We start from the raw sequence: 24176 nt of genomic DNA on the forward strand, positions 1-24176 counted from the left end.
GCGAGATGGCCTGATCTGCGCCGCTGTGGGGCGTTTCGACGTCGATTCGGCCATCTCGCGCCGCGGCCGCGGCCCTGCCCCGGCGTCCGGGCAGGCTGGCCCCGCGAGATCGCACTAGTGGTCGGGTGCACCCGACCACAACTGCGATCTCGGCGACCGGCAGGCACACGTAGCCCGCTGCCGTCGCCGAATCGGCGCGAGCTCAGCGCAGGTCGCCGCGCCGGCTGATCACACTGACCATGCGTTCGAGCGCATAGACGGCATCGCGTTCGGCGCCTTTGACGGCGGCGTCGGTCGTGGCCAGGAGGTCTATGGCGTTGCCGAGCCCCTCGTCAGACCAGGAGCTGACGTCGCGCTGTGCCTTCTGCACCTGCCACGGAGCCATGCCGAAGCGCGAGGCGAGCTCGCCGGACGACGCGCGATTACCGCTCACCTTCGCCATCGTGCGCAGCTTGTTGGCGAACGCGGCCACGATCGGCACCGGATCTTGGCCGGACGCTAGGGCGTGACGGAGCAGGATCAGGGCCTCGCCGTGCCGGCCCGCGATCGCCGAGTCGGCGACCTTGAACGCGGTGGTCTCAACCCGGCCCGCGTAGTACTTCTCGACGGTGGCCTCGGTGATCTGCGCGTCGCCGTCGGCGAGTAGCTGTTGGCATGCGGCGGCCAGCTCGGCGAGGTCGTCTTGGAAGGCCTGCACGAGGGCCCGGAGTGCGCCCGCGCTGACCCTGCGGCCCTCGGCGGCGAACTCGGCGGCGGCGAAGTCGAGCTTCTCGGTGTCTTTCTTCAATTCGAGGCAGATGACCTCGATCGCTCCCCCGGCTCCTCCGCGAAGCGCGTCGAGCAGTTTCTTGCCCCGGACGCCCCCGCCGTGTCGCAGCACGAGGTAGGTGTCGTCGGCGGGGTTCTCGATGTAGTCGAGCGTTTCGAGCAGAAAGGCGTCGGTGCATTTCTCGACGTTCGAGACGCGGATGAGGCGGGGCTCGGCGAACAGCGACGGGCTCGCCACCGTGAGCAGCTGCCCCGGTGCGTAGTGGTCGGCCTCGATGTCGTTGATCTCGAGCCGCGGGTCTTCGGCCACGAGCTGGTCGCGGAGCTGCCTGATCGACCGGTCGGCCAAGAACTGCTCGGGCCCCGAGACGAGGATCACTCGCGCGGGCCGGATTCCGTGCCACGGCAACTGCTCGATCTTGGCCTTCGCGGTGGTGGCCTTGCCCGTCGCGCGCGCCATTTTCGTCCTTCGCTCAGCCACGCCGCCCCGACCGGGTTCGGCTCGTCGTCAAGCCTAGAGGCACCCGCCGACGCCGGGCGCGCCCCGCTCTGCCAGAGCGAGATACGGCCATCGGCGGTTCCCGTCAGGGCCACCGTCCCGTCGCGGTCTGACCGGACGACCCTTGCCCCGGTTCGCTCGAGAAGGCGAACCGTCGCGGGTACGGGGTGCCCGTAGGTGTTGCCGGCTCCGACCCCGATCAGCGCGACCCGAGCGCCGAGCGATCGATACAGCTCGGGGCTCTGGTCGCGCGATCCGTGATGCGACACCTTCACGACGTCGACCGGACCGACGCCGAGACCGCGCCCGAGCAGGCGACGCTGGGCGGTCTCGTCGAGGTCGCCGAGGAGAACGGCAGACAGGCAGGATCCGGCACACCCGACCCGGGGCTCCACCCGCAGGGCCACGCTGGCCCCGTTGCCCGCCTCCGTCTTCTCCGGGGGCCAGAGCACCTCGAGCGACAGATCGCCGAGGTCGAGCGACTCCCCCGGCCGAGCGTCGATCACGGCGGCACCGCCGCGGCGGAGGGTCGAGACCAGCCGCTCATCGCCCGGCCCATCACTCGGCCCGACGAGCGCTGACTGGACCCGGCCGGCGAGCGATGGGGCGGCCCCGACGTGGTCGGCGTCGAAGTGCGTGAGGACGAGCAGATCCAACTGCTCGATCGCGAGGAGGTCGAGACACGACCGCAGGAGCGTGGCGTCGTCGCCGGTGTCGACCAGCGCGACGCGCCCCGCAGACCGAAGCAGCACCGCGTCGCCCTGACCGACGTCGCACTGTGCGATCTGCCAGTCGGGAGGCAGGGTTGCGCGTCGCCCGAGTGTGCCGCCGACCGCGACGGCGCCGAGCGGCAGCAGGAGGCCCGCCAGCACGAGCGTGGTGACGAGCCGGCTCGGGCGGCGCGACGGCAGCAGAATCGCCACACCCGCGAGCGCGGTCACTACGACACAGACCCCGATGGCAAGAAGGGAACCATCGGTCTCCAGCCTCATCGACGGGAGGGAGGCGGCGCCGCGGGCGACGAGGGCGATCCATGAGGCCGGTGCCCAGGCCGCAGCGGCAGCGACGCCCGCGCCAAAGGGCCACACCGGCCCCAGCAGGCAGGCCATCAGGCCGAGCACGGTGGCGAGCGGTGCCGCAGGATCCGCGAGCACGTTCGCCGGCACCCCCAGAACGGCGATGCCCGGGTCGAGGCTCAGCAGCAGCGGTTGCACTGCGGCCTGTGCGGCAACCGGCACTGCGAGCACAAGGGCCAGCGGCTCGGGTATCACTCGAGCGAGGAGCGCAACGAGCGGCCTCGTGAGCACGACGAGCCCAGCTGTCGCGAGAACGGAGAGCGCGAAGGCGTACGACCGGGCCAACCACGGGTCGGTGACGAGGAGGATGACGACTGCGAGCGAAACGAGTGGCAGACCGCGCACGGGGCGACCCGCGGCCTGGGCGACCAGCGCGAGAACGGCCATCACGGCGGCGCGGACGACGCTGGGCTCGGGGGTCACCAGCACGACGAAGCCGGCGAGGACGACGATGGCGAGTGACGACACCAGGATCCTCGGCGCTCTGAGAAAGGCCCCGATTGCGAGGATCAGCGCGACGAGCACGGCGCAGTTCGCTCCGCTGACGGCGGTGAGGTGTGCCAGCGACGAGGCTTTCATCGCGGCGTCGAGGCCTTCGTCGACGCGGGAGGTGTCGCCGATTGTGAGGCCCGGCAGCAGGTCTCCGCCGTCGCCGGTGAGGCCCTGGGATGTGCGAGTGAACGACTCCCGCAGGGTGGCCGCCACGGCGTGGACGCAGGCGGCGCGCGACACGACCTCGATGTCGCCGGCGGGTCGAAGCAGAAAGGCGCCGCTGCCGCCCGGATCGGCCACGCCGAGACGGCCGGTGAGTAACACGCGGTCGTCCGCGCCGGGTAAGCGCTCGGCCTCCAGCCCCAGCACGAGCATCGGCACGTTCGCTCCCGACACGACCGGCACACCCCGTGCGCGCACCTCGGTGACCGCCAGCGCCACCCGGTCTGCGGTCGGCACGCCGACGACACGCCCGGTCACCTCGACCGTGGCCGGCCGGTCGGCCAGTGCGACCAATCGTTCCGGGGCACGGGCGGGTGTCTGCAGCACAGCAATCGCCGTCAGCAGGGCGACGACCAGCAGCGCCAGCGACAGAGACGCCATCGTGGAACGCCACCGCCGGGCGACCAGAGCGCAGGATCCGAGTGCCGCCACCCCGACTCCCCCACAGACCGCTGCAGTGGGCCCGAGTGCGCCCGGCTGAGGGAGCACTCCCGCCAGCGCCGCCCAGCCCAGCGCCGCCGGGGCGCCCAACCGCACGTCGATCACGGCGCAGCCCTGCTCCAGCCGCGGGCAGCGGAGGGTGGGCTACGTCGGGCAGAGCAGTCGTGTGCGGAGGGCATGCCTCGACGGTAGAGAAGGCGACGACGACCGCGACAAGCCCGCGAGCTCTAGGTGAATAAGTCGTTGTCGGGTCGGCCTGTGGAGACCGTGTCGGCGATTCTTAGAGCGCGTGCCCCTGCTCGTCGAGGTAGTCACGCCATGACCGGGTGGGATTCCAGCCGAGCAGTCGGCGGGCTTTGGCGATCGAAATACCGGAGGCGTCGACTCGGTCGAGGGGGCGCAGCTCGATCTGGTCTCCGTAGTGCTCGTGGAGAAGCGCGGCGAAGTCGTGCCCGCCCGCATTGTCGGGAGAGGCGATGTAGAACACCTCATGGCCCGGAAGGTCGGACTCGGCCGACAGCACGAGGGCGTCGGCGAGGTCGTAGACGTCGATGTAGCTCCACAGATTGGCGCTGAGGTTCGAGGGGTCTCGCACCTGCTTGCCGAGGTTCTCCTCGTAGTTGTCTTCGTTGTGCACCGTGCTCGGCCGGATCGAGATCGCCCGAATGTCGGAGCGGCGCACTGCAGCATCCATGAGCTGCTCACCGAACGACTTCGACAGAGCATAAGGATCCTGCGGGTACAGCGGGTGGTCTTCGTCGACGGGCGCATAGTCGGGCAGGAAGGGCCGCTCCGGAAAGAAGTTGCCGACAATGCTCTCGCTCGACACGTTGACGAAACGCGTGACACCGAAGCGGACGGCCGCCTCGATCAGGTTGAACGTCGACATGAGATTGGTCTGGAAGACGACATGCGGCGGGTTGCCGGTCGGCTGCGGGATGGCCGCGACGTGGACGACCACATCGGCCCCGGCGACGACCGCGTACGCGGAGCCGGCATCGGTGAGGTCGGCCATCATGTAGCGCCCTGGTACGGTGACGCCGGCGTCGAACACCGGACGCACCAGATCGACGCCGAGCACATCGTGACCGGCGGCGACGAACGCCTCGACCGCGGCCCGACCGACTTTGCCGCGGGATCCTGTGATGACGACCTTCATAGTGTTCTCCCTCGAACCGGCATCCGGCACTTCGATCGAATCCGAGCGACACGACACAGACGAACTTAGTCAGGGTCGGGTGAAAGCGCCGTCATCGCACCACCACCCCATCGCGAAGCTTCTCGAGTTTCTTCTCGCCGATGCCCGTGACGTCGAGGAGGTCGTCGACCGACTCGAAGCGGCCGTGCTCGTCGCGCCAGGCGATTATCGCGGCCGCGGTCGCTGGACCCACCCCGGTGAGGGTCTCGAGGGTGGCCTCATCGGCCGCGTTCAGGTCGACGGGCGCGGTGCCGGTGGTGGAAGCCGAGCTGTCGGATCCTGCGGGAGGAAGAGGAGGCGGTGACTCGCCCACCCGCGGAACGACGATCTGCTCGCCGTCGGTGACGGTGCGGGCGAGGTTCAGAGCGGCCTGGTCGGCGTCGTTCTGAAAGCCGCCGGCAGCGGCGACGACATCGACCGCCCGCGCCGTGCCGGCTACCTCGTAGAGCCCGGGTTTGCGGACTCGGCCGAGGATGTGAACGAAGACGGTCGGCCCGGCCGAAGCAGAGGTAGAGGCGGAAGCGGTGGGCCGGCCCGCGCCGGCGGTGGAGCCGGCTGGGAGGGGGACGTCGGAGACAGCTGCGCCGCCCGACCTCAGCGCCGACACGACCACGAGCACTCCGAAGAGGACGAGGGCTGCGACGACCGCGGCACCGACGCCGATCCGCCAGCGCGGCGCGGAGCCGGGCTCGCGGAAGTCGGGTGGGCGGGGCTCAGATGCACGGAGCTCAGTGGTCATCCCTCGACGCTAGGGACGCCGCCGTGCTGCAGATCCCGTGGTGGCCCACCCTGTACACAACTCGCGCCTAGCCGCTCCTGGGGAGACCTGGTTTACAAGGTGAGTGTCCACGATCTGCTGATCGGAGACCTCCCAAATCAGCAGATCATGGACACTCACCCGCCGGGGCCTGAGGGCCGGCGCCGGAGGGCCGAGGCCGGCCGGGGGTCGAGCCCCGAGACAGCGACAGTCAGCGAACGGCGATATTCACCACGCGCGGCGCACGGACGATCACGTTCACGATCTCCTTGTCGCCGACGGCACGAATGACGGCCTCAGAAGCCCGGGCGAGCTTCTCGAGCTCGTCGGAGGCGATCTTCGGCGACACCTCGATGCGGTCTCGCACCTTGCCGTTGACCTGGATGATCGCGGTGATGCTCGTCTCGACCAGGAGTGTGGGGTCGGCCTTGCGCCAGCCGTAGGTGGCGACGTCGGAGTCGTATCCGAGCATCTCCCACATCTCAGACGCCACGAACGGCGAGAAGAGCGACAGGGCGAGCGCCACGGTCTCGGTGGCCTCGCGAACAGCCGGGTCGGCTGCCCCCGCGCCGGAGTCGACGACCTTGCGAATCGCGTTGACGAGCTCCATCAGGCGCGCGACGACGACGTTGAACTTGAAGGCCTCGACGAGACCGGGCGACTCCGAGAGGAAGCGGTGCGTCACCCGGCGGAGGTTCTGATCGCCCTCGGACCACACGGCGTCCGGGGCCGAGGTCACGTCTTTCGCGAGGCGGTAGGCGCGCGCGAGGAACTTCGCGGCACCGGCCGGCGACACGTCTTCCCAGTTGATGTCGTCTTCGGGTGGGCCGGCGAAGGCCATCGTCAGCCGGATCGCGTCGACGCCGTGGAGTGCGAGTTCGTCGGAGAGGTTGACCCCGCCCTTCGACTTCGACATCTTCGCGCCACCCGACAGCACCATGCCCTGGTTCAGCAGGGCGCTGAAGGGCTCGGTGAATCCGACGTAACCGAGGTCGAACAGGACCTTGGTGATGAAACGCGCGTAGAGCAGGTGCAGAATCGCGTGCTCGACTCCACCGACGTACTGGTCGACGGGGGCCCACTTGTCGGCCTCCTTCGGGTCGAACGCCTTGTCGGGGTCGTTCGGGTTGAGGTAGCGCAGGTAGTACCACGACGAGTCGACGAAGGTGTCCATCGTGTCGGGGTCTCGCAGGGCGTCGGAACCGTCGCGGGGATCTTTCACGGAGACCCAGTCGGTGGCGGCGCCGAGGGGCGATTGGCCCTTCGGCTTCAGGTCGAGACCCTCGGTGGACGGCAGCTCGACAGGGAGCTGGTCGTACGGCACCGGCACCTCGGTGCCGTCGGCACCGTGGATGATCGGGATGGGGGTGCCCCAGAAGCGCTGGCGCGAGATGAGCCAGTCGCGCAGGCGGTAGGTCTTGGCGGCGCGGCCGTCTCCCGACGTCTCGAGCGCCTCGATGATCTTTTTAATGCCTGTCGACTTCGACAGGCCGGTGAAGACACCCGAGTTGAGCAGGCGGCCCTCGCCGGTCAGCGCCTCGCCGGTCTCGGCCGGGTTGGACGGCTCGAGATCGTCAGGCAGGATCGCCAGACCGTTCTCGTCGAGCTCGAGAGCCGGGATCACACCGGTGACGGGCGCGTTCACGTCGACGACCACCCGAACGGGCAGGTCGTACTTGAGCGCGAAGTCGAGGTCGCGCTGATCGTGCGCGGGCACGGCCATGACGGCGCCGTGACCGTAGTCGGGCAGGACGTAGTCGGCGGCCCAGACCGGGATCCGCTCCCCCGTGATCGGGTTCTTCGCGTACCGGCCGAGGAACACGCCATTCTTGGGCCGGTCGGCGGTCATCCGCTCGATCTCGCTGGACTTCTGCACCTCGGTGAGGAAGTCCTGGAACACCGCGCGAATCTGCGCGTCGTCTTGCCCCGCGACGAGTTCGGCGGCGAGGTCGGACTCGGGGGCGACCACCATGAACGTCACGCCGAACAGCGTGTCGGGGCGCGTCGTGAAGACCGTGATCTTCTCGGAGCGACCCTCGACGACGAAGTCGACGTCGGCGCCGGTCGAGCGGCCGATCCAGTTGCGCTGCATGGCCAAGACTTTCGACGGCCAGCGGCCCTCGAGCTGGTTCAAGTCGTCGAGCAGACGGTCGGCGTAGTCGGTGATCTTGAAGTACCACTGGGTCAGCTTCTTCTTGACCACGACGGCACCCGAGCGGTCGGAGGTGCCGTCGGCCAGCACCTGCTCGTTCGCGAGAACTGTTTGGTCGACCGGATCCCAGTTGACCCAGCTGTCTTTGCGGTAGGCGAGGCCCTTCTCGTACATCTTGAGGAACAGCCACTGGTTCCACTTGTAGTACTCGGGGTCGGAGGTGTGGATCTCGCGGGTCCAGTCGACCGAGACGCCGTAGGCCTTCATGGCGGCGCGCTGCTGGTCGATGTTCGAGTAGGTCCACTCGCGCGGGTCGGTACCGCGCTTGATGGCGGCGTTCTCGGCGGGGAGCCCGAAGGAATCCCAGCCGACGGGGTGCAGCACCTGGAAGCCCTGCTGCCACCAGTAGCGGGCGACCACGTCGCCGAACGCGAACGCCTCGGCGTGACCCATGTGCAGGTCGCCGGAGGGGTACGAGAACATGTCCATCACGTACTTGCGCGGGCGCTTGTCGCCGGCGTCGCTGACCGTGAAGGGTTGGCGTTCCTCCCAGATGGCCTGCCACTTCGTCTGAAGGCTCGCGAAGTCGTAGCCGCCCACTCCGAACTGGTCGTCGTGGGGTGCGCTGTTCTGGTCGTGCTCGTGTGCCACTGAGATTCTCAATTCAGGTCTTGGGGGCAGGGCTGCGGGGCGCTTGCAGACCCGACGATCTAGATTAGCGACTCGCCGCGCCGAGCACCTGCAGCAGCGGGGCGGCCTTGGCGTGCACCTCGGTGAGCTCGTCGGTCGGCACCGATCCCTCGGTGATGCCGGCCCCGACGCCGACGCGCGCGGTGCCCGAGGCGAGATCGAGCGCGATCGAGCGGATCACGACGGCGAGATCGGTTGTGCCGTCATAGCCGAACCGGCCCACGACGCCCGAATACACCCCGCGGGGATGCCCCTCGAACGACTGCAACAGCGCCACCGAGCTGTGCTTCGGCGCGCCGGTCATGGATCCGGGCGGGAACGTCGCGCGCAGCACATCCACTCCGCTCAGCCCCTGACGCACGCGGCCGGTGACCGTGCTGACCAGCTGGTGCACGTGCTCGTACGAATGCACCGCGAACAGCTCCGGCACCTCGACCGACCCCGGCTCGCACACTCGCCCGAGGTCGTTCCGCATCAGGTCGACGATCATGAGGTTCTCGGCGCGCTCTTTCGCGTTGCCCCGGAGCTCTGCCGCGCTCTCGGCATCGACCTCGGGGTCGGAGTCGCGGATCCTCGTCCCCTTGATCGGCGACGTCGACACTCGCCCGTCAGTGTCGATTTGCAGGAACGACTCCGGGCTCGCCCCGATCAGCGCGAGTTCGCCGATGCGCACGAACGATGCTCGTGGTGCCGGTGAGTGCCGCCGCAGACGTGCGTAGAGATCGAGGTCGACCGCCACGGTCGGCACCGAGACAGCGGTGGTCAGGCAGAGCACGAACGCATCACCCTCGTGAATCGCAGCCCGACAGCGGTCCACCAGCGCGACGTACCCGGCGTCGTCGTCGTGCCACACCGGGTCAGCGGGTCGAGCCGTGTCGACAGACCCGAGCGCAGGATCCGGGGCTGCCGCCACCGGACCACCATTCCACCAGCGGATCAGCGCTTCGACCCAGTCGGCGTGATCGCCCCGGGTCACCAGCTCGACGGTGCCCCGCACGTGGTCGAAGACGAGGGCCCGATCGATTTCGAGGAGCGCGAGATCGGGGTGGGTGTCGTCGGCCAGGGCCGCCGCCCACGCCGGGTCTCCCGGTGCCAACAGTTCGGCCGCCACGCCGTAGCCGACGAGGCCCCACCAGCCGAGGGGCTCTTCCGCCACGCTAGCCCCCGCGGCGAGGGCGGTGTCGAGGTCGCGGAGGGCGCCCGCGATGGCGCCCTGTGTAGAGGCGTGGGCGAGGATCCTGCGGTCTCCCCAGCCGACCAGTGTCGTCGTCGGATGTCCGGCCAGAGGCAGGCCACCTGCCAGGTCGCTTGCGGCTCCGGCGTCGAGCCACACGACGTCGCCGGAGTCGCCGAAGCGCCTGACCACCGTCTCGGCGGCGATCCAGCCGGGGAGCAACTGCCGCATAGGGTTGATTGTATGAAACCCGGCGCGGTGCGAACTCTGGTGGTCGACTCGTTCCTCGTCGACGGGGGGCGCATTCTTGCCGCCGCAGCCCACCGGTCGCGGTTCGTCGCGTCCGTGGCCGAGCTCGATGCCGATCTCGCCGAGGAGGCGGATTCGTTCTGGGATGCCTCGGTCGCCGCTGTGCCGTCGGACGGTCGCTGGTTTCCGCGCATCTCGTGGGCCCTGCCGGAGGGGAGCTCGGCGCCGACCTTCGAGGTGTCACCGCGCCCGGCGCCCACCGGGTCGGAGTCGCTCGTGCTCGCGACCGCGTCCGGCGACCCGCGCACGACGCCGCTCGTGAAGGGGCCCGACCTGGCACGCTTAGACGCGCTCCGGTCGGCAGCCGCCCGGGCTGGAGCGGACGAGGCGGTGATCCTCTCCCCCGACGGGCTGGTCGTCGAAGGCAACTACTCGTCGATCGTCTGGTGGCGCGGCGATTCGCTCTGCATCGTCGACGGGTCGCTCCCACGCCTGCCGAGCATCACCGAGAGCGCCCTGGTGACCCTGGCGACAGCACTCGGGGTCGAGATCGTTCCCGAGCTGGTCGAACCCTCCGACCTGGAGGGCCACGAGGTGTGGTCGCTCGGGTCGCTGCATGGGCCGCGGATCGCGACGAAGTGGGTGGGCGGCCCGGCGCTGGCCGCCCAGCCCGGGCGGCTGCGCGCGTGGCGTGCCCGGCTGGACGCGCTCAGGCGTCCGGTGGCCTAGCCGGCCCGCGGTGCCGAGTGCCGCTGTGTGCCGTACGGCGCGCCCTCGGGGCAGCAATTTGCGGCACTCGCGGTAGGTGGCTCGCCGTGCCAGCTCAGGCTGAGTCGCCGAGTGCCGCCCTATGCCGTGCGGCGCGCCCTGGGGCCGGCATTCGGCGTCAATCGCGGCAGGTGGCTCGCCGTGCCCAGTCAGTGCGAGGCGCCCAGTGCCGCCAAATGCCGCTCAGGCACCGGCTGGGCATGCATTTGGCGGCACTCGAAGCCCACGGCCGGCACTCCCGATCGGCGCCACTACGCCAAGCGACCGCCAACCAACCGCACCCGCCGCGTCACGAGAGACGCCGCCACCGGCACGTGCGAGATCAGGATCACCGTGGTGCCGTCGGCAGCCGCGGCCGTCAGAAGGTCGCGCAGGAGCACGTCGGCGACAGCGGGGTCGACCCCCGCCGCGGGCTCGTCGAGCACCAGGATCGGGAAACCGCGCAGCAGGGCCCTGGCCAGGGAGATCCGCTGGGCCTGACCGCCCGAGACCAGCTCGCCCCGTTCGCCGAGTCGCGCCGTCAACCCGCCGCGCTCCCGTAGCCACTCGCCGAGCCCCACCCGCTCGAGTACCGCGGTGAGCTCGTCATCGGTTGCCGTGTCGCGTGCGAAAAGGAGATTCTGCCGGACGTTCTCGTCGAAGAGGTACGGCGTCTGCTCGATGAGCCCGACCGTCGCACGCACGTCAGCGGGGCGGAGTTCGGCGTCGGCCACTCCCCCGATCCGGTACGAGCCCGAGTGGTCGAGAAAGCGCACCAGCACCTGCGCGAGCGTCGTCTTACCGGCGCCGCTCGGCCCTTCGATGAGCACGCGATCACCCACCGCCACCTCGAGAGTGACGTCGGAGAGAGCCGGCGACGACGACGCACCGCCGTCGGGTTCAGGCCAGGCCGCGCCCACCCCTGCAAGCGTCAGCGCCGGCGATCCCACGGGCCCGAGCTCCAGGGCCACGCCGGCGGGAGCGTCGTCGGGCTCGTCGTCGATCACGACACCGACCGGGGAGCTCGACGGGGCGGCCTCGTCGACCCGTCGGGCGCTTGCGGCGACCTTCCGCCAGGCGAGTACGGCGACGGGAACGGCTCCGACGACCTCGAAGACGGCCAGCGGCACGAGCGCGACGAGGGCGAATTCCGGGCCGGTGAGACCGTGACCCAGCGAGGGCGCGGCGGCGACGATCGTGAACAACACCGTGGCACCCGAGACGAGTGCGATCAGCCCGGCGACGATGCCCGCGCTCGAAGCCCGTCGCAGCGACGCGCCACGAAGATCGGCGTCCAGGGCGTCGACCCGATCGAGCTGACGGTCGATCGCTCCGAACGCGACCAAGACATCGAGGTTCTGGACGGTGTCGAGCACAGCCGCCGACAGGGCACCGCGACGCTCGGCCAGATCCATCTCCGACGTTCGCGCCAGCCGGGAGGCGAGAAGGCAGCCCACGACGAACGCCACGAGGAGGCCGACGAGCAGCACGAGCCCGGCCCGAGGCGCGACGATGAACACCGCGACGACAGCCGCGAGCGCCGAGACACCCGAGATGACGAGGGGCTGCGCGACCCGCAACGGTAGATCTTGCAGCGCGTCGACGTCGCTCACGACTCGGCTGAGCAGATCGCCGCGATCCGTCCGGCTGAGACCGGCGGGGGCGATCCGCACGAGTCGCCGGTAGAGGCCCGTCCGCACCACGGCGAGTTGGCGGAACGCGGCGTCGTGGCTCGCCACGCGCTCGAGGTAGCGAAAGACGGCTCGAGTCAGCGCGAAGAGCCGCACCGACACGATGGCGATCGACAGATAGAGAATCGGCGGCTGCTCGGCGGCGCGGGTGATGAGGTAGGCGCTCATCGCGAGGAGCGCGACACCGCTCAGCGCGCTCAGCACCCCCGCGGCGAGTCCCGGCCAGCTGCGGCGGAGCGACGGCTGTGCGGTTCGAAGGATCGAATTCGTCATGCCGAGACCTCACGAGCAGACGGAGAGACAGACTTGGCACCGGCGACGAGGCCCGAGGGCGTCAGCGTGAGGGCGACATCGGCGGCCTCGGCGACGGCGGGGCGGTGGGTCACGACGAGTACGGCCACGCCGGTCGCTGCAATGGCCCGTAGCCCGGTGACGAGCACGGCCTCGGAGTCGGCGTCGAGGGCCGATGTCGGTTCGTCGACGAGCAGCAACCGGCACCCGCGGCGGCGCACCCGATAGATGGCTCGAGCGAGCGCGACCCGCTGGGACTGGCCGCCCGAGAGTCCTGTTCCGCCGGCCCCGAGCAGCGATTCGGCCTCGATGTCGCCCACTCCGGCGGTCGCAAGAGCTTCTCTGACCGCGAGAAGGTCGACTCGGTCGCCGAGCGCGACGTTCGAGGCGATCGTGCCGGCCGACAGCGCCGGACGCTGACCCGACCACGCGATGTCGGTCGCGAGCGGTGCACGGTCGGCCGTCTGCCAGTGCACCGAGCCCTCGTGCGGCGCTGTTCCGAGGAGGGCCGCGAGCAGTGTCGACTTGCCGACCCCGCTGGATCCTGAAATCGACGTTACGAGACCGACCGGAAGGTCGAGATCGACCGGGTCGAAGACGCGCCGCCCGTCGAAGGCCACGCTGAGACCCCGTGCCTCCAACACGTCGCCGTGCCCGACCGGTTGAGACGACGAAGGATCCGCGGAGCCGCCCGAAACTCTCGTCGGAGCCGCACCGACCTGCTGGTCGAGCACCCCGAACACCTCATCGGCAGCGGCCACACCGTCGGCGGCAGCGTGGTAGTTCGCCCCGACCTGGCGCAGCGGCAGGTAGGCCTCGGGGGTCAGGAGCAGCAGGAACAGGCCGACCGGCAGCTCGATCGACCCGGAGACGAGCCGGAGCCCGATGGCGACTGCGACCAGAGCGACCGAGAGCGAGGCGGCCATCTCGAGGGCGAACCCGGAGAGGAACGACACCCGCAAGACCTTCATCGTCTCGGTGCGGTACTCGTCGGTGATGGCGCCGATCCGTCGCACCTGTCTCCGGTCGCGACCGAAGACCTTCAGGGTCGAGAGGCCCCCGACCGCGTCGAGGAACGCCGTGGCGAGGCCGGCCAGGCGCTCCCACTGGCGGGTCTGGGCGGAGCGGGTCGTCCAGCCGATCAGGATCATGAAGACCGGGATCAGCGGCAGAGTCACGACGACGATGATGCCGGTGAGGGCGTCCTGGGTGAAGAGGACGACCACGAGCAGCGGGGTCGCCAGCGCCGTCAGGATCAGCTGCGGCACATATTTGGCGAAGTACTCGTCGAGTGCGTCGAGACCCGGCCCCACCAGGGTGGCGAGGCGGGCCGAACCGTGAGCGGCCACCCACGCGCGACCCTGACCGGCGATCGCCGCCACGAGTCGCGACCGCAGCTCGCTCTTGACGCGAACGGCCGTTCGCGCAGACAGGGCCTCCAGCCCCCACAGCAACGCCGAACGGACGACGAGGGTCGCCCCGAGCCCGAAGAGAAGCGGCGGCAGCTCACCCGAACGCCCCGCAACGACCGCGACGACCGCCTGCGAGACGAACCAGGCGAAGGCGACGGTCGTGGCCGTCTGCACCACGCCGAGGGCCGCACCCGCCACCAGGAACGAGCGGACGGACGAGGCGTAGCGCAGCAGTCGCGGATCGAGGGGCTTCACGGCGCGACCGTCAGTGCGCCGACGCGGTGATGAGCGAACGGGTGACGCGCTTGCGGAAGATCCAGTACGTGAACCCCTGGTACCCCAGGATCAGCGGCACGAAGATCAACGAGATCCAGCTCATGATCGACAGGGTGTACTCGCCGCTCGACGAGTTCACGATCGTCATCGTGTTGGCCGGGTCGTTCGTCGCCACGAGCACGTTCGGAAAGAGAGCGGCGAACAGGCTGGCCACCGTCACAGCGATCGTCGCCGCCATGAAGGCAAACGAGACCCCCTCGCGACCGCGGAGGTTCGAGACGAACGAGCTGACGAGGGTGACGACCGCGACACCGGAGAGGGCGATCGAAAGCGGGCGACCGTGAGCGAGGCTGGTGGCGAGGAGGAACCCGCCGGCCACGACGATGGTGGCGACACCGACGCGGGTGGCCAGGTGGCGCGCCCGGATCCTGATCTCACCATCGGTCTTGAGCGACACGAAGATGAGCCCGTGCGTGAAGAACAGCAGCAGGGTGGCCAGGCCGCCGACGACCGAGTACCAGTTGAAGAGGTCGGCGAAGGATCCGATGTAGTCGAAGTTCGCATCGAGCGCGAGGCCGCGAACGATGTTGGCGAAGACGACACCCCAGAGGAACGCCGGCACCACGGAGCCGATGAAGATCATCCGGTCGAAGTTGCGCTTCCACTTGTGGTCGGGCCGCTGGTGCCGGTATTCGAACGAGACTCCGCGGAGGATCAGTGCGAGCAGGATCATCAGCATGATCAGGTAGAAGCCGCTGAACACGGTCGCGTACCACTCCGGAAACGCCGCGAAGAGGGCGGCGCCGGCGACGATCACCCAGGTCTCGTTGAGATCCCAGACAGGGCCGATGGTGTTGATGAGCACGCGGCGGTCGGTGTCGTCGCGGCCGAGGAACGGCAGCGACATTCCCACACCGAAGTCGAAGCCGTCGAGCACGAAGTACCCCGTGAAGAACAGGCCGATCAGCAGGAACCAGATATCGGGGAGACTCATCAATAGACCGTCGCTTCGTGCATCAGCTTGCCGGTGGTCTCGTCGACCTTAGTTGGGGCGTCGGGCCCCTTCTGCGCGGCCTTCAGGGTCAACCGGAACTCGACGACCATGAGCGTCCCGTAGATCGCGGTGAAGGCGAGCAGCGAGATGAGCACCTCGACGCCGGTGGTGCCGGGCGAGACGCCGTCGCTCGTCTTGAGCAGCCCGAAGACGAGCCAGGGCTGTCGACCCATCTCGGTGAAGATCCAGCCGATCACCATGGCGGCGAGCGGGAGTGGGAAGCTCCAGGTCGCGGCGCGCCAGACCCACTTGTTCTGCGGCATGCGACCCTTGCGGGTGATCCAGAGGCCCACGGCCGCGATCATGATCGCGAGGATGCCGAGGGCGATCATCCAGCGGAAGGCCCAGTAGGTCACCCAGATGATCGGCGTGTAGTCGCCGGGGCCGTAAGCCGAGACGTACTGCGCCTGGAGGTTGTTGATGCCCTCGACCGTGCCGGTGAACGTGTGCGTCGACAGGAACGACAGCAGGTACGGGATGCGGATGCTGAAGAGCTCGCTCACACCGTCGGGAGTGCCGAGGGTGAAGACCGAGAACGACGCGTCGAAGCCGGTCGACGTCTTGTAGAGCGCCTCGGCCGCAGCCATCTTCATCGGCTGGGTCTCGACCATGGCGAGGCCGAGCTGGTCGCCCGAGAGCACGGTGAGCGCGCCGGCGGCGAGCATCATCCACATACCGAACCGCAGGGCCGGACGCATGGTCTCGAGGTGCTGGTTGCGGTGCAGGTGCCAGGCGGCGACCGAGATGATGACGGCGGCCGAGACCATGAAGCAGGCGAAGAGCGTGTGCGGGAACGCCGCGAGGGCGACCTTGTTGGTCAGCACCTCCCAGAGACTCGTGAGCTCGGCACGGCCCTTCTCCTCGTTGATGGCGTAGCCGACCGGGTGCTGCATGAACGAGTTGGCGCAGATGATGAAGTAGGCCGACGCGATGCTGCCGATGGTCGCACCCCAGATCGAGGTGAGGTGCAGGCCCTTGGGCACGCGGTCCCATCCGAAGATCCAGACGCCGAGGAACGTCGCCTCGAGGAAGAACGCGAGGAGGCCCTCGAGGGCGAGCGGAGCGCCGAACACGTCGCCGACGAAGCGGGAGTACTCCGACCAGTTCATGCCGAACTGGAACTCCTGCACGATTCCGGTGACGACGCCCATTGCGAAGTTGATCAGGAAGATGCGGCCGAAGAACTTCGTCAGCTGGAGGTAGTGAGCACGGCCTGTGCGGTACCAAGCGGTTTGGAAGACGGCGACGGTGAAGCCCATGCCGATCGTGAGAGGCACGAACAAGAAGTGGTAGATGGTCGTGAGGCCGAACTGCCATCTCGAAAGAAGGAGCGGATCGAGTAGCTCGTTCATGCGATGCTCACCGGGTGGTTCACGGGTGCCTCTTGTCATTCCGAGGGGTGGTCGTCTCGTCGTTGCGACTTCCTGGGGACACTTAAACCCTAGGAGTCCGGCGGGCCCCAATCGGGCCGTCTCACCTGCGAAAAGCCTGATCACGCCGGGGAACGCTCGATCCCGAGAGACTGCTGTCACGAGCGCGGATGGCACAGAAGAAGGGCCGCCGTTCGAGTGCCTCTGACTCGAACGACGGCCCTTCCGGGGTGCTGCGACGTTACTTGACGAGCCCGGAATCGCTCAGGAACTTCTTTGCGATGACGGCGGCCGACGACTTGTCGTCGACGCTCGTGGTGTTGAGGTCGATCAGCGTGGCCTGCGTGAGCTTCGCGTTGACGTCCTCGATGATGCCGGCAGCCTTCGAGTCGACCTTGTCGTCGACCACGGGGATCACGTGCTGCGGCAGGATCATGTTCTCGGGGTCTTCGAGGCTGACGAAGTCGTTCGCCTTGATCGCCGGGCTGGCCGAGTAGATGTCGGCGAGCTGGACCTGACCGTTCTTCAGCGCGGCGACGGTGTTCGCTCCGCCGGAGTCGCTGATGGTCTTGAGGGTCGCCGTCGCGCCATAGACCGACTTGAGGCCGGTGATGCCGTACGGACGGGTCTGGAACTCCGCGTTCGCTCCGACGACGAGCTTGCCCGAGTAGTCCTTCAGGTCGGCGAGGCTCGTGATCGAGTTGTCTTCCGAGAACTTCTTGGTGACGGTGTACGTGTCCTGGTCGGTCGCCTCAGCGGCCTTGAGGACCCGTAATCCGTCCGGCAGTGCATCCGGCAGAGCAGCGACGATGTCGTCCTCGCTCTTCGCGGTGGTCTTGGCGTCGTAGTACTGCAGCAGGCTTCCGCTGTAGTCGGCCATGACGTCGATCGTGCCCTTTTCGAGCTCGGGCAGGTAGACGTTGCGCTGACCGATGTTGAACTGGCGGTCGACCTTGAACCCGGCGTTCTCGAGCGCCTGGGCGTACGCCTCGGCGACGATCTCGTTCGAGTAGTACTGCTGCGAGCCGATCACGATCGTGTCACCGGACGCCGTGGCATCCGATCCCGACTTGAGCGGGTCGCTTGACGAGCACCCTGCCAGGGCGACCATAGCCCCGATCGCGACTGCGCCCACGAGGGCGAGCCGGCCTCTCTTCGCTGTGAACATCACTTGCTTCCTTCCTGGAGTGGGGATCCCACTACCGCGCGGGAACGGGTTGCTCCCGGGCGGTCGTTCTGAGTGCGTCCCGCGCGGACACCCGCGGGGACGACGAGGCGCTGGATGATCGAGAAGACGATCTCCAGGACGATGGCGAGGGCGACGACGAGAATCGCTCCGACGAGCATGTCGGTGTAATTCTGGGTGCCGAGACCGAGGAAGATGAAGATCCCCAGGCCTCCTGCGCCGACGTAGTTCGCCAGGGTCGCTGTAGCCACAATCTGCAGGGTGGCCGAGCGGAGGCCGCCGATCAAAAGGGGCAGGCCCAGGGGTACCTCGACCTGCGTCAAGATCTGCCACTCGGTCATTCCCATGGCGCGAGCCGCATCGACTGTCTTTCTGTCGACAGCCTCGATCCCCGAGTAAGCCCCCGCAAGGATCGACGGAATGGCGAGAATCACGAATGCGATGAGAGGAGCTCGAAGCCCGATACCAAGCAGTACTGCCAACAGGGTGATGACGCCGAAGGTCGGCAGGGCTCGCGCCCCTCCTGAGATGAGGACGGCCGCGGATCGACCGCGACCGGTGTGACCGATCGCGAGCCCGATCGGAATGGCGATGACAGCGGAAATGACGAGCGCGAGAAGGGTGTACCAGAGGTGCTCGAACAGGCGAGCGCCGATGGGGTTCAACGCCGCGTCGCCCCAGTTGGCCGGAGTGAAGATGAACTGAATTGCGTCAACGAAAAGGTTCATGCTGTTGCCATCACCCGCCTCGCGGCTCTGCGGCTAGGCGTCGCAGTCGCCTTCGTCCAAGGCATCAGCGCCCGACCGAGAAGAACGAGGAGCCTGTCGAGGACGAGCGCGAGCACGACCGTGAGCACGATTCCGGACACGATCTCCGCAATGATGGCGCGCTGGAGTCCGTCGGTGAACAGAAGCCCGAGACCGTTGACGCCGAGAACACCGCCGACCGTGACGAGACTTACGGTGCTCACGACGACGACGCGCATTCCTGCGAGAAGCACCGGCCCGGCGAGCGGAAAGTCGACAGCGAAGAAACGTCCCCAGGCGCTAAATCCGATTGCGGTCGCCGACTGCCGGACGTCCGGCTCGACGGCTTCGAGGGCGTCAGCTGTGGACCGGACCATGAGCGCCATTCCATAGAGCGTGAGTCCGATGATGACATTGACCGGGCTTCGAAGACCAGTCCCGATAACTAGCGGGAGAACGACGAGCAGCGGAAGAGAAGGGATGGCGTAGAGCAGACCGGCGACCGTGAGGAGCGGCCCACGGAACAGCCGATAGCGGTTCGCCAGCCACCCGAGCGGCACACTCAACACGAACGACAGGATGATGGGAGGGATGCTTAGCTGGAGGTGCGCCCACGCCGAGTCGGCGAGGTAGGGAAGGTTCTCGAGAACCCACTTCACGACAAAGGCCGATCCGCCACGGGAACTCGGCCGGTCAGAGTGCCCGCAGGGCGACCGTCGGCATCGACGACGATCGAGCCCGACGCCGTCTCTTCGATGTGCAGCGCCCGCTTTCCGCGGTTTGCCCCGACGAAATCCGCGACAAAGTCGTCGGCCGGGTTCGCGAGGATCTCGGAGGGTGAGCCGACTTGAGCGATGTGGCCACCCTTCTTGAGGATCACGACCTGGTCGCCCAGGTAGAAGGCCTCGTCGATGTCGTGGGTCACGAAGACGACCGTCTTGTCGAGGTCGCGCTGGAGGCGGATCAGTTCCTCCTGGAGGTCGGAGCGAACCAGAGGATCCACGGCGCCGAACGGCTCATCCATCAGCAGGATGTTCGGGTCGACGGCAAGACCCCGCGCGACGCCGACCCGCTGCTGCTGGCCGCCCGAGAGCTGGCTCGGGTAGCGGTCGGCAAACGCGCGATCGAGACCGACGGTGTCCATCAGCTCGAGCGCCCGGATCCTTGCTTCGGCCTTCTTGACGCCCTTGAGGAGCGGCACCGTCGCGATGTTGTCGACCACCTTGCGGTGCGGAAGCAGCCCGGAGTTCTGCATGACGTAGCCGATGCTGCGCCGGAGACCCACCGGTTCGAGGCCGCCGATGTCGTCGCCGTCGATCTGAATCGACCCCGAGGTGGGATCGACCATTCGGTTGATCATCCGGAGGATCGTGGTCTTACCGCACCCGCTGGAACCGACGAAGACCGTCGTCTTACGGGAGGGGATCATGAGGCTGAAGTCTTCGACGGCACGAGTTCCGTCGGGATATTGCTTGGTTACCGAGCGGAACTCGATCATGGGCGACCCTTCTCGCTGGACATGGCATCGATGGACAGTTTCTTCGGGCACCTTCTTCGTGGGCACCACAAATCGACACACGCCAGGTCGTCACACTGAACCACAGTTGCGGCGGCAGTGTTACGAGGCCGTCATAAATCGCCTCAGGCGGACGGGATGCGCTTCAAATATGCCGCCACGACCACCCGGCTCTCGTCGAGGAAGCGCGAGTCGCCCTGAGGATCGTGCAGGAACGCGCGGGCGACGAGCGACGTCGACATCTCGGTCGCCACCTCGATCGCGAACTCGAGGTCGGCGGTGCGTTCGAGAGAGAAGATGTCGACGAGGTGAGACGTCAGTTGATCGGAAAGCGATCGACGCGCGTCGGCATCGCCCGAGCGGTCGGCCGTCTCGGTCTCGCTGAAGCGGATCGCGCGGAAGCCCGGCTCACTGCGGTACATCTCGACCTGGGCCGTGATGGCGAGGTCGAGGGCGGAGTGCCAGTCGGCCGAATCCGCCTCGCCGATCGCTGCCCCGAGCCGCTCGAGCAGGCGCGCGATGCTGCGCGCCGCCAGCGCCTCGACGACGGCGATACGGTCGGGAAAGTAGCGGTAGACCGTGCCGATGGAGGCTCCGGCCCGCTCGGCGACCATGGCCGTGGTCAGACGCTCGAAGCCGATCTCGTCGATGATGCCGGCAGCGGCGTCGAGGAGCCCGGTGAGCCGTGCAGAGCTTCTCGCCTGCACGGGCTCGTTCCTGAGCAGCGATGATCCCCCGGGCAGTGCTTCATTGACATCGGTGACGAGCAATGGTTCTCCTTCTTACAAGCGTTGCGACGCCTCGATGTCGTCCACCTACGGTTGACTGGACGTCATGTGCGGAAGAATCGTGATGGCGCGCGCCTCGAGCGACCTAGTGGCGCTCTTCGACGTGGACGTGACGGGAGACACTCTTCCAGAGCCTTCCTGGAATATCGCCCCGACTGCGCAGGTGAGTCTTCTCGTCGACGCAGCACCCCGGGGCGACGATGCGGGAGGGCCGCCGATCCGTCGACTGGCCTCGGCGAAATGGGGCCTCATCCCCTCCTGGGCCGACGACCCTTCGGTAGGGTCACGCGCCTTCAACGCCCGCATCGAGACGGCGGCCGAGAAGCCCACCTTCCGCGACGCGGTCGTGTCGAGGCGCGCCGTGATCCCCGCCTCGGGCTACTACGAGTGGGTACCGCAGGCCGACGGATCCAAGCTCCCCGTGTACGTGAGCCTTCCCGACGACGAACTGATGCTCTTCGGTGCGCTCTACGAGTGGTGGCGCAATCCGGGCGCGGCAGCGGACGACGCCGGTCGCTGGATCCTGAGCACCACGATTTTGACCCGCGAGGCCGTCGGGCCGCTCGCCGAGATCCACGAGCGGATGCCCGTGCTGGTCGACGCCGAGATCATGGAGGACTGGCTCGACCCGCACACCGAGGGCGACGCCGACCTCCTCGAGGGCATCTCGGGCGAAGCCGAGCAGCACGCCTACCGGGTGACCGTGCGAGAGGTGCCGGGCGGGCAGGTCGGCGAGGCGCTGGCGAGCGCCGCAGGCGACTGATCGTCGCGGACGGGCGAACCGGCCGGCGTGCCAGAATGATCGAATGCTGGGCTCCCGAAAGTCGCCACCCGCCCGAAAATCCGACTCGACGAGCCGATTCGCCAAGAACCTCGCGCAAACCCCCCTCGGGCAGAGCCCCCTCGGCCAGAGCCAGCTGGCCCAGAACGTCGTCTCGCAGGGCGTCGAGCCGATGCTGCACCGGGCCGCGCGCATGGAAGACACGATCCACGAGTTCCGCGAGCGGAATGCCCGGCGACGCGGCCTGATCCCGACGATCGTCCCGTTCGTCGGCTATGGGGGCGACGGTTGGTTCCGCGTGCTCGGCCGGGTGCTCCTGACGAAAGACGGCGAGAAACGCTCCACCGGGCACACGCACGTGCGCGGGTGGAGGAGCTTCACCAGCGTTCCGATCGACGAGGTCGTCGTCGACGTGGTGGTCGACGGCGTCACCCATCACGCGACCGCGGATCGCGGCGGAGTCGTCGACGCTCGAATCGAAGTGGGATTGCCGCCGGGGTGGAACACCATCACGCTCCGCACCGAGGGCTCCCTCGACGTCTCGGCGGAGATCTTCGTCATCGACCCGTCGGTGCGATTCGGCATGGTGTCCGACATCGACGACACCGTGATGGTGACGGCGCTCCCCCGCCCGCTCCTGGCCGCCTGGAACACCTTCGTGCTCGACGAGCACGCTCGACGGCCCGTGCCCGGCATGGCCGTCCTCTACGAGCGCCTCCGCGCGACACACGACGGCTGCCCGGTCATCTACCTCTCGACCGGCGCCTGGAACGTGGCTCCGACGCTCTATCGGTTCCTCACTCGCAACTTCTACCCGCGCGGTCCGCTCCTCCTGACCGACTGGGGTCCGACCCACGACCGCTGGTTCCGATCGGGGCGCCAGCACAAGCAGCAGTCGCTGGCCCGTCTGGCACAGGAGTTCCCCGACATGGAATGGCTGCTCATCGGCGACGACGGGCAGCACGACGAAGACCTCTACGGCGGGTTCCTGCGCGATCATCCGAGCAACGTGGCCGGCGTGGCGATCCGCCAGCTGTCGTCGAGCGAGGCCGTGTTCGCCGGTGGCCGCTCCCGGAGCGAGGAACGCGAGCGCGCCACCAACGTGCCCTGGATCTATGCGCCCGACGGCGCCGGCATCTGGGATCAGCTGGTCGAGAAGGGGCTCGTCGAGCCGAACTGAGCGGCTAGTGGCTGCCGGCCAGCGTCTGCATCACCTGGTCGTAGTTGCCGTTGGCCTCGGAGTAGCGCAGCGGCTTCACGCGCTCGACCATGACCTGCTTCTCGTCCGGTCGCTCGGTGAGGATCGACATGACTTCGTCGAGGAACTCGTCGACCGGCATGGCGCGCCCGCTGTCGTCCTGATCCTGACCGAGCAGGGTCGTGGCGACCGCCGGCGGGACCAGCTCGAGCACCTCGACCGACGTGTCGGCGAGCTGCAGGCGCAGGATGTCGGTGAACGAGGCCACGGCGGCCTTAGTCGCGTTGTACGTCGGGGTGAGGGCGAGCGGCGTGTAGGCGAGGCCCGAGGTGACGGTCATGATCGTGGCGTCCGGCTTGGTCTGCAAGAACTCGGTGAACGCGGCGATCGTGCGGATCGTCCCGAGCAGGTTGGTCGTGATCGTCTTCTCGGCGGTCTCGAGGAACCCGGCCGAGTGCAGGTCTTCCGGCTGCATGATCCCGGCCATGGTGATCACCACATTGAGCTCAGGATCCGACGCGGTCACCTTCGTGAACGCCTCCGCGATCGATGTCGGATCGGCGACGTCGAGCTCGAGGCCGGTGATCCCCGGGTTGCTCGCCTCGATGTCGCGCAGCAGCTCGGCGCGGCGCCCGGCCACGATCACCTTGTTGTCTGCAGCGGCGAATCGCTGGGCGAGCCCCAGGCCGAGTCCCGAGGTGCCGCCGGTGATGAGAATGGTGTTTCCTGTCGTCTTCATGTCTTCACTCTGCTCGGGTCGGCGGGTCTCGGGTAGGGAGCGCTCAGCCGCGGACTCCCAGTCTCTGCTTCCTTCTCAGGTGGCCGGCCGGCTGCCTTTCCGAATTTGAAGGAAAAACCTTCCGGGCGAAACGCAAACACAAGGATCCGACGGGGTCACGCACCCGGATCTCCTTCGAATTCGGAGGGGGCCGGGTTAGGGGCCGGGTGGGGGCTGGAAACGGGCGCGAATGTCGGTGGCGATTTCTAGAATTCGAACGTATCTTCGAATTAGACGAATGGGGCGCACATGAGAATCGACGAGCGAGTACCGGTCGAGACGACCGATGAGGGGTTACCCCTTCGCTTCACCTGGCGCCGCGTCGTCTACGGGGTGGTCAGCTCGCCCGAGTACTGGATCACCCGGCAGGCATGGTGGGCATCGGCGAAACGAGCGCCCCGCGGGGCCGGCGCCGACCTGATCGAGATGCCGGTCTGGCGAGTCGACGCCCTTCCCCTCACCGATGGCGCGCAGAGGGTCGACGGCACGTTCGACCTAGCCCGAGATCCGGTCAGCCACGAGTGGCTGCTGCTCGGTGTCTTCGATGACGAGGTCGATCAGCAGCTGTTCGCCTGACGCCGCCTGGTTCGACCGATTCGAAGCTCCCGAGTGATTTGATGAGCC

At 68.0% G+C, this 24176-nt stretch carries 20 protein-coding genes; 4 read left to right on the top strand and 16 right to left on the bottom strand.

The window, feature by feature from the left end:
* Positions 1-202: 202 nt before the first annotated feature.
* The 6 genes from holA to ASF54_RS02420 all read right to left on the bottom strand — a co-directional run bounded on the left by holA (position 203) and on the right by ASF54_RS02420 (position 9700).
* A complete protein-coding gene (gene holA / locus ASF54_RS02395; RefSeq protein WP_055958374.1) occupies positions 203-1228 on the bottom strand; it encodes a DNA polymerase III subunit delta in 1026 nt (341 codons plus the stop codon).
* Complete coding sequence (locus tag ASF54_RS02400) at positions 1144-3603, bottom strand: ComEC/Rec2 family competence protein (RefSeq protein ID WP_157509985.1); 2460 nt, start codon at positions 3601-3603, stop codon at positions 1144-1146. Before ASF54_RS02400 ends, holA begins: the two co-directional genes overlap by 85 nt.
* A gap of 175 nt (positions 3604-3778) precedes the next feature.
* Positions 3779-4657, bottom strand: a complete 879-nt coding sequence (locus ASF54_RS02405) for an NAD-dependent epimerase/dehydratase family protein (RefSeq protein ID WP_055958379.1) — start codon at positions 4655-4657, stop codon at positions 3779-3781.
* 91 nt (positions 4658-4748) lie between these two features.
* On the bottom strand, positions 4749-5435 hold the full coding sequence (locus ASF54_RS02410) for a helix-hairpin-helix domain-containing protein (protein WP_084815886.1): 687 nt from the start codon (positions 5433-5435) through the stop codon (positions 4749-4751).
* A gap of 229 nt (positions 5436-5664) precedes the next feature.
* Positions 5665-8205 carry a leucine--tRNA ligase gene (gene leuS, locus ASF54_RS02415; RefSeq protein WP_055961883.1) on the bottom strand — a complete coding sequence of 847 codons (2541 nt, stop codon included), beginning with the start codon at positions 8203-8205 and terminating at the stop codon, positions 5665-5667.
* A 115-nt stretch (positions 8206-8320) separates the two neighbouring features.
* Entirely contained in the window at positions 8321-9700 is a 1380-nt protein-coding gene (locus ASF54_RS02420; protein WP_055958382.1) for an anthranilate synthase component I family protein, read from the bottom strand.
* A gap of 12 nt (positions 9701-9712) precedes the next feature.
* Between ASF54_RS02420 and ASF54_RS02425 the strand changes: the two genes are divergently transcribed.
* Positions 9713-10447, top strand: coding sequence for an aminotransferase class IV (locus tag ASF54_RS02425; RefSeq protein WP_055958385.1), 735 nt, complete (start codon positions 9713-9715; stop codon positions 10445-10447).
* 290 nt (positions 10448-10737) lie between these two features.
* Here the strand turns inward: ASF54_RS02425 and cydC are convergent, their stop codons facing one another.
* The 9 genes from cydC to ASF54_RS02470 all read right to left on the bottom strand — a co-directional run bounded on the left by cydC (position 10738) and on the right by ASF54_RS02470 (position 20777).
* On the bottom strand, positions 10738-12429 hold the full coding sequence (cydC, locus tag ASF54_RS02430) for a thiol reductant ABC exporter subunit CydC (protein ID WP_055958387.1): 1692 nt from the start codon (positions 12427-12429) through the stop codon (positions 10738-10740).
* The gene (gene cydD, locus ASF54_RS02435; RefSeq protein ID WP_055958390.1) at positions 12426-14114 is read right to left on the bottom strand and encodes a thiol reductant ABC exporter subunit CydD; all 1689 of its coding nucleotides are present in this window, start codon (positions 14112-14114) and stop codon (positions 12426-12428) included. The genes cydC and cydD overlap by 4 nt, the downstream gene beginning before the upstream one ends.
* Positions 14115-14124: 10 nt before the next feature.
* The gene (gene cydB, locus ASF54_RS02440) at positions 14125-15129 is read right to left on the bottom strand and encodes a cytochrome d ubiquinol oxidase subunit II (RefSeq protein ID WP_055958393.1); all 1005 of its coding nucleotides are present in this window, start codon (positions 15127-15129) and stop codon (positions 14125-14127) included.
* The gene (locus tag ASF54_RS02445; protein ID WP_055958396.1) at positions 15129-16541 is read right to left on the bottom strand and encodes a cytochrome ubiquinol oxidase subunit I; all 1413 of its coding nucleotides are present in this window, start codon (positions 16539-16541) and stop codon (positions 15129-15131) included. The genes cydB and ASF54_RS02445 overlap by 1 nt, the downstream gene beginning before the upstream one ends.
* A 259-nt stretch (positions 16542-16800) precedes the next feature.
* A complete protein-coding gene (locus ASF54_RS02450; protein ID WP_055958399.1) occupies positions 16801-17727 on the bottom strand; it encodes an ABC transporter substrate-binding protein in 927 nt (308 codons plus the stop codon).
* Positions 17727-18473, bottom strand: coding sequence for an ABC transporter permease (locus ASF54_RS02455; protein ID WP_055958402.1), 747 nt, complete (start codon positions 18471-18473; stop codon positions 17727-17729). Before ASF54_RS02455 ends, ASF54_RS02450 begins: the two co-directional genes overlap by 1 nt.
* On the bottom strand, positions 18470-19150 hold the full coding sequence (locus ASF54_RS02460; RefSeq protein WP_055958405.1) for an ABC transporter permease: 681 nt from the start codon (positions 19148-19150) through the stop codon (positions 18470-18472). The genes ASF54_RS02455 and ASF54_RS02460 overlap by 4 nt, the downstream gene beginning before the upstream one ends.
* A complete protein-coding gene (locus ASF54_RS02465; protein WP_055958407.1) occupies positions 19147-19989 on the bottom strand; it encodes an ABC transporter ATP-binding protein in 843 nt (280 codons plus the stop codon). Before ASF54_RS02465 ends, ASF54_RS02460 begins: the two co-directional genes overlap by 4 nt.
* A 143-nt stretch (positions 19990-20132) precedes the next feature.
* Positions 20133-20777 carry a TetR/AcrR family transcriptional regulator gene (locus tag ASF54_RS02470; RefSeq protein WP_055958410.1) on the bottom strand — a complete coding sequence of 215 codons (645 nt, stop codon included), beginning with the start codon at positions 20775-20777 and terminating at the stop codon, positions 20133-20135.
* Positions 20778-20841: 64 nt separating this feature from the next.
* On the opposite strand from ASF54_RS02470, the gene ASF54_RS02475 reads away from it, so the two are divergent.
* Positions 20842-21558 carry an SOS response-associated peptidase gene (locus ASF54_RS02475; RefSeq protein WP_084815888.1) on the top strand — a complete coding sequence of 239 codons (717 nt, stop codon included), beginning with the start codon at positions 20842-20844 and terminating at the stop codon, positions 21556-21558.
* A 190-nt stretch (positions 21559-21748) separates the two neighbouring features.
* On the top strand, positions 21749-22756 hold the full coding sequence (locus ASF54_RS02480) for an App1 family protein (RefSeq protein ID WP_055961886.1): 1008 nt from the start codon (positions 21749-21751) through the stop codon (positions 22754-22756).
* Positions 22757-22760: 4 nt separating this feature from the next.
* On the opposite strand, the gene ASF54_RS02485 is transcribed toward ASF54_RS02480, so the two are convergent.
* Complete coding sequence (locus ASF54_RS02485; RefSeq protein WP_055958417.1) at positions 22761-23513, bottom strand: SDR family oxidoreductase; 753 nt, start codon at positions 23511-23513, stop codon at positions 22761-22763.
* Positions 23514-23801: 288 nt separating this feature from the next.
* Here ASF54_RS02485 and ASF54_RS02490 point away from each other — a divergent pair, with 288 nt between their 5' ends.
* Positions 23802-24128, top strand: a complete 327-nt coding sequence (locus tag ASF54_RS02490) for a DUF6504 family protein (protein ID WP_055958420.1) — start codon at positions 23802-23804, stop codon at positions 24126-24128.
* Positions 24129-24176 lie beyond the last annotated feature (48 nt).

Origin of the sequence: Frondihabitans sp. Leaf304, assembly GCF_001423105.1 — a bacterium.
Classification (GTDB): Bacteria; Actinomycetota; Actinomycetes; order Actinomycetales; family Microbacteriaceae; genus Frondihabitans.